Source organism: Adlercreutzia equolifaciens DSM 19450 (assembly GCF_000478885.1).
In the GTDB taxonomy this organism is placed as follows: Bacteria; Actinomycetota; Coriobacteriia; order Coriobacteriales; family Eggerthellaceae; genus Adlercreutzia; species Adlercreutzia equolifaciens.
Genome location: NC_022567.1, coordinates 1,218,776 through 1,232,488, shown reverse-complemented (window position 1 = coordinate 1,232,488; position 13,713 = coordinate 1,218,776). Strand labels below are relative to the sequence as shown.

General features: G+C 65.7%; 11 protein-coding genes. 2 read left to right on the top strand and 9 right to left on the bottom strand.

Annotated elements, in window-relative coordinates:
• Window positions 1-174 precede the first annotated feature (174 nt).
• Both AEQU_RS04810 and AEQU_RS04805 read right to left on the bottom strand, forming a co-directional pair.
• A complete protein-coding gene (locus tag AEQU_RS04810; RefSeq protein WP_022739805.1) occupies window positions 175-807 on the bottom strand; it encodes a flavodoxin family protein in 633 nt (210 codons plus the stop codon).
• 243 nt (window positions 808-1,050) lie between these two features.
• Window positions 1,051-1,929, bottom strand: a complete 879-nt coding sequence (locus AEQU_RS04805) for an enoyl-CoA hydratase/isomerase family protein (protein WP_022739804.1) — start codon at window positions 1,927-1,929, stop codon at window positions 1,051-1,053.
• 382 nt (window positions 1,930-2,311) lie between these two features.
• Between AEQU_RS04805 and fadK (AEQU_RS04800) the strand changes: the two genes are divergently transcribed.
• Together fadK (AEQU_RS04800) and fadK (AEQU_RS04795) are read left to right on the top strand one after the other, a co-directional pair.
• Window positions 2,312-3,937: a medium-chain fatty-acid--CoA ligase gene (gene fadK / locus AEQU_RS04800; protein WP_022739803.1), complete on the top strand. Its 1,626-nt coding sequence runs from the start codon at window positions 2,312-2,314 to the stop codon at window positions 3,935-3,937.
• A 165-nt stretch (window positions 3,938-4,102) separates the two neighbouring features.
• Window positions 4,103-5,737 carry a medium-chain fatty-acid--CoA ligase gene (gene fadK / locus AEQU_RS04795; protein ID WP_022739802.1) on the top strand — a complete coding sequence of 545 codons (1,635 nt, stop codon included), beginning with the start codon at window positions 4,103-4,105 and terminating at the stop codon, window positions 5,735-5,737.
• A gap of 208 nt (window positions 5,738-5,945) precedes the next feature.
• Here fadK (AEQU_RS04795) and AEQU_RS04790 read toward each other — a convergent pair whose 3' ends face one another.
• From AEQU_RS04790 to coaD, 7 genes are all read right to left on the bottom strand, one after another.
• A complete protein-coding gene (locus AEQU_RS04790; protein ID WP_022739801.1) occupies window positions 5,946-7,088 on the bottom strand; it encodes an acyl-CoA dehydrogenase family protein in 1,143 nt (380 codons plus the stop codon).
• A gap of 79 nt (window positions 7,089-7,167) precedes the next feature.
• Window positions 7,168-7,980: an MBL fold metallo-hydrolase gene (locus AEQU_RS04785; RefSeq protein ID WP_022739800.1), complete on the bottom strand. Its 813-nt coding sequence runs from the start codon at window positions 7,978-7,980 to the stop codon at window positions 7,168-7,170.
• Window positions 7,977-9,005 (bottom strand): NUDIX hydrolase, encoded by a 1,029-nt coding sequence (locus tag AEQU_RS04780; RefSeq protein WP_022739799.1) that lies wholly within the window; start codon window positions 9,003-9,005, stop codon window positions 7,977-7,979. Before AEQU_RS04780 ends, AEQU_RS04785 begins: the two co-directional genes overlap by 4 nt.
• Complete coding sequence (locus AEQU_RS04775) at window positions 9,002-11,107, bottom strand: heterodisulfide reductase-related iron-sulfur binding cluster (protein ID WP_022739798.1); 2,106 nt, start codon at window positions 11,105-11,107, stop codon at window positions 9,002-9,004. The genes AEQU_RS04780 and AEQU_RS04775 overlap by 4 nt, the downstream gene beginning before the upstream one ends.
• Before the next feature lie 12 nt (window positions 11,108-11,119).
• Complete coding sequence (locus tag AEQU_RS04770; RefSeq protein WP_022739797.1) at window positions 11,120-12,082, bottom strand: electron transfer flavoprotein subunit alpha/FixB family protein; 963 nt, start codon at window positions 12,080-12,082, stop codon at window positions 11,120-11,122.
• A 56-nt stretch (window positions 12,083-12,138) separates the two neighbouring features.
• Complete coding sequence (locus tag AEQU_RS04765; protein WP_022739796.1) at window positions 12,139-12,906, bottom strand: electron transfer flavoprotein subunit beta/FixA family protein; 768 nt, start codon at window positions 12,904-12,906, stop codon at window positions 12,139-12,141.
• Between the two features lie 282 nt (window positions 12,907-13,188).
• Window positions 13,189-13,683 (bottom strand): pantetheine-phosphate adenylyltransferase, encoded by a 495-nt coding sequence (gene coaD / locus AEQU_RS04760; RefSeq protein WP_022739795.1) that lies wholly within the window; start codon window positions 13,681-13,683, stop codon window positions 13,189-13,191.
• Between the last annotated feature and the right edge of the window lie 30 nt (window positions 13,684-13,713).

Genomic DNA, 13,713 nt, shown 5'->3' with positions numbered 1-13,713 from the left:
CAAGCGACTCGAACGATTACCTGATAGCCGGACTTTAGCGCGCCAGGCGCTGGCAACAACAGGTCAACAGGCTCTTGTTAGCTTTGTGCGCGAACGGTGTAAGACTTCTGAAACCCTGTCAACAATTCGTCACATTGGGCACCGATCTGTTTGATTCGCTGCACGGAAAAACCGCTACCGCAGGCGCGCGGCCAGCGAGACGGCCTCGCGGCCCAACTGCCTGGCCAGGGCAAAGCCGATCTTATCGGCCTTCACGGAACGCCATTGGGGCTGGCCTTCCTCGCTCAGCCCCGCGAAACCCGTTGCCACCACGCCGCCGGCCAGCGGCGCGCCATGGGTGCGCGGATGGACGGCGAGCATGCCCTGGGTGGCGAACCAGCTGTCCAGAAGGGCGAGCGTCCCCTCCCCTCCGCAGTTGTTGAGGCCGGCCGTGGAAAGCGCGCCGCCCACCTTGCCCGTCAGCACGTTCTCCACCATATGGAAGGGACGCGTGCGATCCATGAAGTTCTTCATCCGCGCGCTCACAGTGCCGAAGTAGTCCGGGGAGGCGAGCAGAACCACGTCGGCGTCCCGCAGCTTCTCGTAGAGGTCGTTCATGTCGTCCGCGAGCGTGCAGCTCGTCTGCGCGAGACAGCGGTTGCAGCCGATGCAGAACCCGATATCGAGCCGGGAGAGCTCCACCAGCTCGCCGCTCACCGGCACTCCGAGCGCCGTCCCCTGCTCGGCCGCGCCGTCGAGCGCCGCCTGCAGAAGTGCCGCCGTCCCCTTTCCGGCCCGATGGCTCCCATTGATTCCCAGCACTTTCATAGCGTCCTCCTCGTCTTAACAACGTTCGATTCGAGAGGAGACGCGGGGTACCTTGACCGAGCGAGTTCCGCAGCGACTGAAACAGGACTAAATGTCCTGTTTCACCAAGCGAGGACTGTCTGAGCGAATCAAGGTACCGCGCGGCTCCCCCGTGGCGATTTTCTACCCAGAAAGAGAAAAGGGAGCCCCGGCCTTGTGGGCTGCGGGGCTCCAGATAGCAGGTTCGGTTTTGCCGATCCTCTCTTACATGTTGTGGAAGGCGTACTTCTCCGGGTTCTCCTTCACGTCGGCACGGTTCTTCGGGTTCATCTTCAGCGTGCCCATGATGCCGTCGTTGGTGTTGGAGGCCAGCACCTGGTTGCGGTTCTCCATCTTGATGCAGTTCTCGAAGCTGGTGCCGTCCAGCGAGCACTGCAGGGCCTCCTTGGTGAGGCGCAGACCGAACGGGGCGGTCTCGCGGCACATCTCCTCGGCCATGGCCACGGCGGTCTCAAGCACGTCATCGTCGGCCACCACGCGGTTGGCGAAGCCCCACTCGTAGAGCTTCTGGGCATCGAAGCGGGCCGGGTTCATGAGGATCTCGCAGGCGCGGGCGTAGCCGACGATCTTCGGGAGGAAGAAGGAACCGCCCATGTCGGTGCCGGTGTAGCCGATGGACAGATAGCCGGCGTTCATCTTGTAGGACTCGCCGAGCACGCGCATGTCGCAGGCGCAGGAGATGGACAGGCCGCCGCCCACGGCGAAGCCCTTCAGGGCGCCGATGATGGGCTGCTCGCAGCGGCGCATGTTGATAATCTGGTCGGAGCACATGCGCTGCATGATGTAGAAGTCGCGCTGGATGCGGCCCATGTCCTCGGGCGGATCGAGGGCGAGGTCGTTCAGGTTGAAGCCGGCGCAGAAGGAGCGGCCCTCGCCGGTCAGCACGATGACGCGGCAGTCCTTGTCCATGCGCACCTTGATGAGGAAGTCGTTGAACTCGGCCATCTGGGCGTAGGACATGGCGTTCAGGTTGTCCGCATCATTGAAGGAGCAGATGTAGACCGGACCGCGCTGCTCGATCTTCAGCTTCTCGTAGTCGTAGGTGAACTCGGGCAGATGGTAGGCCTCCTGGTAGACACTCATGGATGAACCCCTTTCGCGCTTGTTTACTCAAGTTTTACTTTTTAGCCCATTGGAATTTTGTTCCGCCTGACTTGCTTCTGATTTTTAAGGATGATACAGCGGTTTTCCACGGACAATTTTGAAATATTGTTTCTTTTACTACCCAATTAATTGATTTTGTGGGTCTATAGATTTCCACGCATCGCTTGGCCCTATTGACTCATCAATTATTCCAATTATCTTTTCTCAATTTTGGCTTCCTGTCCGATAAATACCTTTGTATGCTAAAAGCACGAATTTCTTCTGGGTATCAGCGGAGGCGCTCGAGCACCGGGGAGCCGCGCACGAGCGGCCGGGCGCTTCCGTGGCAAAAGGGTTTTAGGTTCTTTAGAAAGGAAGGCCTATGATCACCGATCTCAAGATCAACGAGGAGAAGAAGAAAGAGTACTACGAAAAGGGGTATTGGACGCACGACACCATCCGCGACGTCTGGGAGCGCCAGGCGCGGGCGAACGCCGACAAGGAATACGTCGCCGACGACCAGGGCTGCCGCATGACCTACGGGGAAGTGGACGACGCGGCAAGCCGTCTGGCCGCGTGGCTCGTGTCCCAGGGCATAAAGCCCGGCGACGTGGTCACCTTGCAGTTCCCGAACTGGGCCGAGTTCACCATCGCCTACGTGGCCTGCTTCAAGGCCGGCGCCGTCATCCAGTCGCTCGCCCGCAACTTCAACGGGGCCGACCTCACCTACGCCATGAACCTCGTGGAGAGCCGCGCCTACATCGGGCCCACCTCCTTCCACGGCGTCGATTACGAGCAGCAGATCCTCGACATCGCCGGCGACATCCCCACCCTGAAGGTCATCGCGCTGGTGGACAAGAAGGCCCCCAAGCAGACCGACCTTCCCACCGTGGCCGAGATCGTTGCCACTACCGAGCCCCTCGCCGAGAAGGTGCCCGTCGAATCCGACCAGGTGGCGTGCCTGCTCTCCACCTCCGGCACCACGGGCAAGCCCAAGGAGGTCATGCTCACCCACAACAATATCCTGTTCTCCGAGCGCGTCTTCGTGGAGGGTCTCGAGCGCACCGCCGACGACGTCATGTGGATGCCGGCACCGCTGAACCACGCCGTGGGCTTCTTCCACGGTCTCGTGGCGCCGATGCTTCTGGGCGGCCGATCCGTGCTCATGCAGGACTTCGCCGTGAAGGACGCCATCGACCTCATCAACGCCGAGGGCGCCACCTGGTCCATGTGCTCCACGCCGTTCATCTACGACATCGTGAAGTACCTGGACGCCCACCCGGACGAGTCGCTGCCCACCTACGTGCTGCACTCCTGCGGCGGCGCGCCGGTGCCCGGAGCGCTCATCGACCGCGCCCACAACCACGACATTCTGCTCTGCGAGATCTTCGGCTCCACGGAGAGCTGCCCGCACGTGTTCGTGCCCCCGAGCAAATGCGTGGAATGGAACGGCGACTGGTCCGGCATCCCCTTCCCCGGCATCGAGGTGCGCTACATCGATGAGCAGGGAAACGATGTGGCCCCGGGCGTCCAGGGCGAGCACATCTCCCGTGGCCCGCACCAGTTCGTCGGCTACCTGAACGAGCCGGAGCGCACCGACCGCGCGCTCACCGACGACGGCTGGTGGTTCTCGGGCGACCTGGGCTACATGGACGAGGACGGCCGCATTCGCATCAACGGCCGGCGCAAGGAGATCATCATCCGTGGCGGCGAGAACCTGTCGGCCCGCGAGATCGACGACAACCTCGTGGGCTGCCCCGGCGTGGGCGAGTCGGCCACCATCGGCATGCCCGACGACCGCCTGGGCGAGCGCATCTGCACCTTCGTGGCGCCTTTGGGAGATACGGTGCCGACCCTGGAGTCGGTCACGGCCTACCTGGAAGGCGAGGGCGTGCCCAAGCGCCTGTGGCCCGAGCGCATCGAGATCATCGACGAGATCCCGAAGACCCTCATGGGCAAGGTGCGCCGCAACGTCCTCACCGACGAGCTCGCGGCTCGCATGGCCTAAAGCAGCCGGCACGTCAAGCTGGCACGATATCAATAGGGCATTCCTATGAATGCCCTCTTTCTTACTATGACCATTTCGACACGGTCGTTTGTATGATAGTAACTACAAGGTTCGTGGCCGCCTGGGGAGCGATAGCGGCCGGTCAGAAAAGCAGAAGGGGCTGACATGATCGACGACCTGAAGATCAACGAGGCGCTTAAGAAGCGTTGGTACGACAAGGGGTATTGGACGCACGACACCATCGCCGACATCTGGGAGCGAACGAGTGCCGCTCACCCCGACCGCGAATACGTCTGCGACGACACGGGAAGCCGCCTCACCTACGGGGAGGTTGACGACAAAGCCGGGCGTGTGGCCGCATGGCTTGTCGCCGAGGGCGTAAAAGCCGGCGACGTCGTCACCCTGCAGTTCCCCACCTGGGCCGAGTTTACCATCGCCTATGTGGCCGTGCTGAAAGTCGGCGGCGTGGTGCACCCGGTGCCGCGCAACTACAACGACGTGGATCTGGAATACGCCATGAACCTCGTCGGCTCCCGAGCCTACCTCTCCCCCACCTTCTCCCACAACACCGACTACGAGGCGCAGATCCTCTCTGTTCGCGACGCCATACCGAGCCTGGCCGCCATCGCCGTGCTGGACAAGCAGGCGCCGAGCCACTCGGAGCTTCCCACCTTCGACGACATCTACGGGCGCTTCGAGCCCTTGCGCGAGCCCGTCGCCGTGTCCGCCGATTCCGTGGCCTGCATTCTGCCCACCTCGGGCACCACGGGCAAGCCGAAGCAATCCATGCTCACCCACAACAACATCCTGTTCTCCGAGCGCGTCTTCACGAACGAGCTCGGGCGTACGCAGGGCGACGTCATGTTCATGCCCTCGCCCTTGAACCATGCTACTGGCTTCTTCCACGGGCTCATCTCCCCGCTTCTGCTCGGCGGCCGGGCCGTGCTGCAGCAGGACTTCCGCCCGCGCGAGGCCATCGAGCTCATGAACGCCGAAGGCGTCACCTGGTCCATGTCGGCCACGCCGTTTATCTACGACATGCTGAACGTGCTGGACGCCGAGGACGGCCTGGCCTTCGACACCCTGCGGCTGTTCTGCTGCGGCGGCGCGCCCCTGCCCCCGGCGCTCATCGAGCGCGCGGCCCGCTACGGGGTGCTCCTCTGCGAGATCTACGGCTCCACGGAGAGCTGCCCGCACGTGTTCGTCCCTCCAGAGAAGTGTGCCGAATGGAACGGTGCCTGGTCGGGCGTACCCTTCGCGGGCATCGAGGTCAAGGTCATCGACGAGGCCGGCAACGAGGTGCCCCGGGGCGCCCAGGGCGAGGAGATCTCGCGGGGGCCGCACATGTTCGTGGGGTACCTGAACGAGCGCGACCGCACCGATCGCGCCCTGGACGATGAGGGATGGTTCTATAGCGGCGATTTATGCTACATGGATGGGGAGGGGCGCATCCGCATCAACGGGCGCAAGAAGGAGGTCATCATCCGCGGCGGCGAGAACATCTCGGCCCGGGAGATCGACGACGACCTCATCGGCGCGCCGGGGTTGGCCAACTCGGCCACCATCGGCATGCCGGACGCGCGCCTCGGCGAGCGCATCTGCACCTTCGTCGTACCGAGCGACCCCGCCGCGCCTCCCACCCAGGACAATCTCATCGCCTACCTGAGGGAGCGCCACGTGGCCAAGCGCCTGTGGCCCGAGCGCATCGAGATCATCGACGAGATCCCCGTCACCGCCACTGGCAAGGTGAAGCGCTTCATCCTCGCGCAAATCTTGAAGGAGCGCATGGAAGCGGAGTGATCTCTTCACCGTCGGTAGAGTAGGCTGCCGCTGGGAGGTGTGCCTCCACGCGCAGTTCCGCAGCGAACGAAAGTGCCCAGTGGGCACTTTCGCCGAGCGAGGACTGTTTGAGCATGGAGGTATACCTCCCAGCGGCAGCCGGACAAGCAGCAAAAAGCCCGAGCACCGCTGATCGCGCTCGGACTTTTTGCTAGAGACTTCTTTTAACTTATCGGTACTCCCGGTCGAGCTCCTTGGCGATGGTCATGCGCTGGATCTGGTTCGATCCCTCGAAGATCTGGAAGATCTTGGCGTCGCGCATGAGCTTCTCAACGGGATACTCCTCGGAATAGCCGTAGCCGCCGAGCACCTGCACGGCGTTGCTCACCACCTCCTGCATGGCGTCGGTGACGAAGGTCTTCACGATGGCGCCGTCCTTGCGCACCATTTCGCCGGCGTCCATCTGGCGCATGCAGTTGTTCACGAGAACGCGGGCCGCCTCGGTCTTGATGGCCATGTCGGCCAGCATAGCCTGCACCATCTCGAAGTCGATGAGGCGCCGCCCGAACTGCTTGCGCTGCTTGGCGTAGGCCACGGCCTCGTCGAGCGCCCGCTGCATGATGCCCACGGCCAGCGTGGAGATGAAGGCCCGGGAGAGGTTCAGGGCGTTCAGGGCGATGGACATGCCCTGGCCCACTTCCCCGATGACGGCGCTTCTCGGCACGCGCACGTTCTCGAGAACGACCTCGGTGGTGTCCGACAGGCGGAAGCCCATCTTGTGCTCCTTGGCGCCGGCAGCAAGACCCGGGGTGTCGCCGTCGATGAGGAAGCCCGTGATGCCGTGGGCGCCGGCTTCCGGATCGGTCTTGGCGAACACCACGTAGATGTCGGAGATGGAGCCATTGGTGATGAAGGTCTTCGTCCCGTTCAGGACGTACTCGTCGCCGTCGAGCACCGCCGTGGTGCGCATGGCGGCGACGTCCGACCCAGCGTTCGCCTCGGTGAGGCAGAAGGCGGCGAATCCGTTGTTCTCGGTCTTTTCCACGAAGTGGCGCGCCTGCTCCTCGGTGCCGTTCAGAAGGATGTTGCGGAAGGCGACGAAGTTCGTGACGAAGGTGTCGGCGTAGGCGGCGTCAACCCAGGCCAGCTCCTCGAACATCATGGCGCAGGTCTCGTAGCTTAAGCCCATGCCGCCGAACTGCTCGGGGATCTCCACCATGTGCAGTCCCAAATCGAAGCCCCACTGGTACAGCTCGCGGGGGCACTCCCCTGCCTTGTCGGCCGCGGCCACGTACGGCATGACCTCGTTGCGGGCGACGTCGCGCACAAGCTTCACGAGCTCGCGCTGCTCCTCGGTGTAGGTGATGGCCATAGGTTTCCTCTCTCTTTCAGCCCCGCGGGGCACTTGCATGCGGCTCTATCGCGTGCCGGGCGGAACGAGGCCGCCGGCGCTAGCGGTTCTCCTGCAGGATGCCCTCGTCGAAGGCATAGCGCAGCTGGGCGTTCACCGAGCGAACGGCACCGTCGTGCAGCTCGGGCCGCACGTCGTTGTACACAGCCTCCACTAAGGCCTCGGCATCGGCGGGGATGCCGCTGCGAACCGCGGACACCACCTGCTGCAGCCGCTGGAGGCGGTGACGGCGCGCCTGCTCGATGCGCTCGGAGGGGTTCTCGATCACCGGCCCGTGGCCCGTCAGCAGGCGCTCCACGCCGCGCTCGGCCACCAGGCGCCCGAGCACGTCCAAACTCGCCAGATAGTCGCCCATGCGCCCGTCGGGCCAGCAGACCATCGTGGGGCTCTGGGCGAACACCACATCCCCCGTCACCACGAGCGCGCCCTCTTCCACAAGAAAGCCCACCGAATCGCTGGAGTGGCCGGGCAGCGGCACGACCTCGATGGCCAGCGACACTCCGGGCAATTCAAGGGGCCCAGGGCCCAGCGTGCCCGACGCCACGCCCAGCACCGGCGCGCCGAAGACCCGACCCGCCTCCTCGGCGCACTCGGCGTGGTCGAAATGATCGTGGGTTACCGCCACGGCGGCCACGGTGAGGCCGCGCCGAGCGCAGGCCTCGGCGATGCGCCCGATGCAGGCGGCGTCGTCGGGACCCGGATCCACTACCACGCAGGCCCCGTCGTTCGGAGCGGCGAGAATCCAGCTGTTGGTGCCGTGATAGGTGAGCGGCGTGGCGTTGGGATGTCGCACGCACTGGGCGAAAGGCCCCACCATGGCCTCGTTGTCCGGAGGCGTGAAGCGCGCACTCATGTCTCGCTCACCTCGCAGCCGAGCACCACCTCGCCGCACGCCCGCGCCACCGGATGCGGCCGCACGTGCCCGTCGAAGGGAGTATTCCACGCCTCGTCCACCGAGGTCGCTGCCACGATGGAGGTGAGATTGGAGATAGTCGGGGGCACGAGCTTGAGCAGCCCTGCATCGAAACGCATGAGCGCCTCGCCCGGGGCGATCCAGGCCGCCTCCACGGCCTCGCTCGTGCGGCCATCGGCGTGCTGCCCCTCGGGCAGCCGCGCCAGGAAGAAATAGGTATCGTAACGCCGTGCCTCGCTTTCGGGAGTGACCCAATGGCTGCGCAGGCGCATCAGATCACTGCGCAGCACGAGCCCCCGCTCGCGAAGGAATTCCCCGAAGGAGACGCGCCGCGTGGCCACGGCTTCACGTTCGGCAGCCCAATGGTCTTCGCGCTCGTCGACGGGCGCGCCTCCGTCGAGAGCAGAGGCCAGAAGCACGCCGCTCTCCTCGAAGACCTCCCGGGCCGCCGCCGTAATGACGCCTTTTGCCACGGACACGGGACAGCTCATGAGACAGGCCCACTGCTCCGGAGAAGGCCCGGCCCAGGGCACGGCACATTCCACATCCCGCACGTCCATGCCGCCGCCGGGAAACACCACGGCGTCCGGCGTGAAGGCCATGGTGGAGGCGCGGCGCAGCATGAAGACATCCACCGGAGCCGCATCCACGGTCTCCTCGATGGGCGCTCCCCCCGCCAGCGGGCTCTCGAAACGACGATAATGGGGCTTGCCCTCGCTCACCAGCATAACCGTGGCGGCCATGCGCGGGGCCACCGACTCGCCGGGCGCTCCTGCGAGGAAGGCCCGGGCGCGTTCCACCACACCAGGCTGATCGTCCACCGAGTACTCCACGTAGGCGCCGGGGGAAAGCGGCTCTCGGATGCTCTGGACACGCCGTCCCTCCGCCGCGCCCGCGGCCGTCGCGCCCACCGCCTTCGCCGTCTTCTCGGCTCCGTGCCTCATCTTGCCCGCGCTCTCGCTCATTTTTCCGCTCCTGCCAACAGCTCGGCGATGTCCCTCACGGGCACATCGGAATCTGCCGATACCATACCATCGGCGAGCATGGTCAGACAGAACGGGCACGAAGTCGCCACGAGATCGGGGTCGGTGTCAAGCGCCTGGGCGCAGCGCGCCTCGTTGATGCGCGCACCGGCGCTCTCCTCGAGCCACATGCGACCGCCGCCGGCTCCGCAGCAGAAGCTCGTCTTGCGGGCGCGCTCCATCTCCGCCACGCTTCCGCCGGCGGCACGGACCACCTCGCGCGGTGCCTCATAGATGTCCTGATAGCGGCCCAGATAGCACGAGTCGTGGAAGCACACGCGCCCGAGCGCCTCTCTCGCGCGGGGCAGGCGCCCCTCGCGCACGAGCCGTGCCAAAAGCTCGCTGTGGTGGATCACCTCGAAATGGCCGCCCAGCTGCGGGTAGTCCCGGGCCAGGGCCTGGTAGCAATGGGGGCACTGCACGATGATCTTCTTGACCCCGTAGGCCTGAAGCGTGGCGATGTTCTCGCTGGCCAGCATGAAGTAGACGAACTCGTTGCCCATTCTCCGCGCCGCGTCCCCGCAGCACTTCTCCTCGTTGCCCAAGATGGCGAAGCTCGCACCCGCCTCCGCGAGCAGCGACACCAAGGCCGCGGACACCTTGCGATTGCGTGCGTCGAAGGCCCCGGAGCAGCCGGGCCAGTAGAGGTACTCGGCATCGGGGGCCTCGGCGATGGTGGGCACATCCAGCCCCTCGGCCCACTTGGCGCGGGTCTGCCAGCCCAGACCCCACGGGTTGCCGTTGTTCTCCATGTTGCGGAAGGTGGCCTGGGCCTCCGGCGGGAACGCGCTTTCCATGGACACCTGGTAGGTGCGCATCTTCACCACCTTCGGCACGTGCTCCACGAAGGCCGGGCACGCCTCCATGCAGGCGCCGCAGGTGGTGCAGGCCCACAGGGTCTCGGGCGCGATGACCGCGCCCACGAGCGGGCGATCGACGATGGCGCGCTCGGCGTCGGCGAGATCGGCGTTCTCAAGGAGCGCCTCGGACGCCGGCAGCTCGGGAACCGCCTTCGCCCCCTTCCCGCCCTCGTCGGCGGCCGCGCCGTTTTTCTCCAGGGCCGCCTCCTTCTGCAAGCGGTAGATTATGGGCCCCCGCTGCTCTAGCTCGGCGCCCAAATCCTGGATGAAAGACTTGGGGCTTAGGGGCTTGCCCGTGGCAAAGGCCGGGCAGAGGTCCTGGCAGCGGTTGCAGCGCACGCAGGCCTGGGTGTCGAACAGATCCTTCCACGTGAGCTCCTCCAAGCGGCCGCAACCGAAGGAGAGCAGGCCCTCGTCCTCCATGTCGATGAAGGGCAGCTCGCCTTTGGGTTTCAGATCGCGCCAGTAGACGCCGGCCGGCACGAGCAGCACGTGAACGAGCTTGGAATAGGTCCAGTAGGCGATGAGCGCGAAGGCGAGCGCCATGTGGAACCACCACAGCACGCGGTGGGCAAGCTCGATCTGACCCTGGTCCCAGCTGACGAAGAGCCCTGCGAAGAGGCTCCCCACCGGCGACCAGGCGCTCCAGGGATCGCCCGTGCCGGCGATGCGCAGGCCCTCCAGCACGAATCCCGTGAGGCCGATGGCCAGCAGCAGGCCCAAAACGACGATGTCGCCGGGCTTGGTGTCAAGCGCGCGGTTCGCGATGCGACGCACGATGCAAGCCACCATGGCGATGCAAAAGGCGGCGCCGGCGATGTCGACGGTGAGCGAGAGGAAGTACAGGTAGAAGTCGCCTTGAACGAGAGGGAGCCCCAAATCGGCCTGGGCGGCCACGGTGGCGGTGGCGATAAGCAGGATGATCATGGCGACGTACATGGCCACGTGCACGAGCCCGGGCCCGCGCCGCTCGGCCACCTTCACCTGCAGAAGGGCGTCGCGCACCGCGCCGCGCAGACGCTCGCCGCGCCTATCGGAGCGATTCTCGGGCTCGCCGATCTTCCACAGGCGCCAGCGCCGCACGAAGAAGACGACGGCTACGGCCAGCGCCGCGATGAAGCAGGGGTAGATCAGCCAGTGGCCCGTGATGTTCCACAGAACCTCGCGTGCCGGCACCTCGCCCATGACGCACCTCCCCTATTTGCGCTCGCGGACGGCGGCCTCCAGCAGCGGCACCGCCTCGAAGAGATCCGCGACGATGCCGTAGTCGGCGCCGGCGAAGATCTCCGCCTCGGGATCCTTGTTGATGGCCACGACGCACTTCGAGGCGCCCATGCCGGCCATGTGCTGGATGGAGCCGGAAATGCCGCAGGCGATGTACAGCGAGGGCGCCACGGTCTTGCCCGTCTGGCCCACCTGGTACTGGATGTCGACCCAGCCCTCGTCCACGGCCGGGCGCGAGGCGCCCACGGCGGCCCCCAGGGCATCGGCCAGAGACTCGATGACCGCGAAGCCCTCAGGCCCCTTGCAGCCGCGGCCGCCGGCCACGACGATGTCCGCCTCGGCCAGATCGACACGCTCGGAGGCGGCGCGGGCCACGGACTGCACGATGCGGGCGAGGTCGGCTGCGTCGGCCGGGGCCGCGACGACCTCGGCGGTGCGGGAGGCGTCGGCCTCGGGCACCGGAAGCGCCTTCGGGCGCACCGTGGCCACCACGGTGGGGGCGGCTGCGGTTGCGCGCTCGATCACCTTGGCGGTGTAGGGCAGGCGCGTGAAGACGACCTCGTCGCCGGCCTCGATATCCACCACGTCCGAGAACAGCGGCGCATCCAGGGCCTCGGCCAGAAGAGGGGCCGCCACGCGAGATTCGGCGCCGTCGGCGAGCAATACCACGGCCGGGGCGCTCTCGGCGGCCAGCCGGGCCAGCGTGCGGGCCACGGCCTCGGGGGCCGGTGCGGCCTCGCTTTCCACGACCACCACGCGGTCGGCGCCCCACGAGGCGAGCGCCTTGGCGTGGCCTGCGGCGGACGCGCCCCACACGACGGCGACAACCGTCGCGCCCGCCTGGTCGGCCAGCGCCCGGGCACCACCCAGCATTTCGGCATTTACCTGGCGCAGCGCCTCATCGGCACCGTTGACCCCTACCCATATATCAGCCATGAGAAAACCTTTCTCTTAAAAACCTGCGCGAACGTTGGAAGCGAATGAGCGGCGGGCTAGAGGACCTTCGCCTCCTCGGCCAGAAGGCGCACCGTCTCGGCGACGGCCTCGGGCGCCTCTCCCGCCACGATGCGGCCACCGGAGCGACCCGGCTTCAGCTCCCGGGAGACGACGGTCACCGTTGTCGGCTCGGCCGCCGCGGCAAGGTCGGCCACGGGGCGCACCTCGGCGCCACGTCGCCGCGCCTGCATGACGTCGCGCACCGAGGGGTAGCGCGGCTCGGCCAGCCCTTGCTGGGCGGCCACGACGGCCGGCAGAGGAAGGCGCGCGGTCTCCACGCCGTCGTCCACCTCGCATTCCGCGACGATGGCGTCGCCTTCCACGGAAAGACCCGTGGCCATATTCGCCAAGGGAAGCCCCATGATGGCCGCCATGCGCCCCATGACCTGGGCCGCCGCCGTGTCGCCGGACTTCCAGCCGCCCATGATGAGGTCGGCGCCCATCGTGGAGGCCGCCTCGGCGAGCAGGGCCGCGGCCTGGGCGGCGTCGCGGGCCGTCCACTGGTCGTCCTCGATGAGCACGGCCGCGTCAGCGCCCATGGCCAGCCCGTGGCGCACGGCGGCCAGGCAGTCCTGAGAGCCAAGCGTCAGCAAGGTAACGGTGCCGCCCAGCTCTTCTTTCAGCTGCACGGCGCGCTCCACGGCGAACTCACTGTAGGGATCGATGACCATGGTCTGGCCCGTTAGCTCCACCTCTCCGGCCCCGTCAAGCGCTATGACGGCCTCGGTGTCCACCACCTGCTTCACGCAAACGACGATGTTCATCTCATCCCTTTCACCCGTATACGGTCTCTTAAGGGTAATTTTACGGAAGGTCCTTTACGCGCAACACCACTACTCCCCCGCTTTTGTCCGCACCATACGGACGTATCTTTCTATCTGTCCCAAAATGCACAAAGCCCCGATCGTCCGCAATGGGACAGATCAGGGCTTTCTGGGAGTTATTGGAAGTTCTTATGCCCTTATAAGGGACGTTCTGTCCCTCAGGGCGCGGTTACAGCCCGCAACCAATGGCCGCCAGAGCGCGGCTCGGCCGAGCGACCGGATCTACTGGGCCGCGTGCAGCTCGGCGTAGCGCTTGACGAGGGCCTCGTTCACGCAGGGCGGCACGAACTGGGACACATCCCCGCCGAGAGAGGCGATCTCGCGCACGATGGAAGACGACAGGTACATATGCTGCGGCGTCGACATGATGAAAAGCGTCTCCAGCTCCTTGTCCAGCTGGTAGTTGAGCGCCGTCATCTGGAACTCGTACTCGAAGTCGGTGATGGCGCGCAATCCCTTCACCACGGCCTGGGCGCCCATGCGGCGGGCGAAGTCGACGAGCAGCTCGTCGAAAGGCTCGACGCGCACGTTGGGCAAATCGCGCGTGACCTCCTTCACAAGGGCCACTCGCTCCTCGAGGGAGAAGAGCGGCTTTTTCTTCGCAGAGACAGCCACGGCAACGATGACCTCGTCGACAAGCTGGGCGGCACGGCTGATAACGTCGAGATGTCCGGCGGTGATGGGGTCGAAGGTGCCGGGGGTAAGCGCACGTTTCACGGCGGCTCCCTTTCTCTTAACGGCGGCCGC

Excerpts from the sequence above, each read along its gene's own strand:
- AEQU_RS04810 (WP_022739805.1), bottom strand. The coding sequence starts at position 807 with ATGAAAGTGCTGGGAATCAATGGGAGCCATCGGGCCGGAAAGGGGACG.
- AEQU_RS04805 (WP_022739804.1), bottom strand. The coding sequence starts at position 1,929 with ATGAGTGTCTACCAGGAGGCCTACCATCTGCCCGAGTTCACCTACGAC.
- fadK (WP_022739803.1), top strand. The coding sequence starts at position 2,312 with ATGATCACCGATCTCAAGATCAACGAGGAGAAGAAGAAAGAGTACTAC.
- fadK (WP_022739802.1), top strand. The coding sequence starts at position 4,103 with ATGATCGACGACCTGAAGATCAACGAGGCGCTTAAGAAGCGTTGGTAC.
- AEQU_RS04790 (WP_022739801.1), bottom strand. The coding sequence starts at position 7,088 with ATGGCCATCACCTACACCGAGGAGCAGCGCGAGCTCGTGAAGCTTGTG.
- AEQU_RS04785 (WP_022739800.1), bottom strand. The coding sequence starts at position 7,980 with ATGAGTGCGCGCTTCACGCCTCCGGACAACGAGGCCATGGTGGGGCCT.
- AEQU_RS04780 (WP_022739799.1), bottom strand. The coding sequence starts at position 9,005 with ATGAGCGAGAGCGCGGGCAAGATGAGGCACGGAGCCGAGAAGACGGCG.
- AEQU_RS04775 (WP_022739798.1), bottom strand. The coding sequence starts at position 11,107 with ATGGGCGAGGTGCCGGCACGCGAGGTTCTGTGGAACATCACGGGCCAC.
- AEQU_RS04770 (WP_022739797.1), bottom strand. The coding sequence starts at position 12,082 with ATGGCTGATATATGGGTAGGGGTCAACGGTGCCGATGAGGCGCTGCGC.
- AEQU_RS04765 (WP_022739796.1), bottom strand. The coding sequence starts at position 12,906 with ATGAACATCGTCGTTTGCGTGAAGCAGGTGGTGGACACCGAGGCCGTC.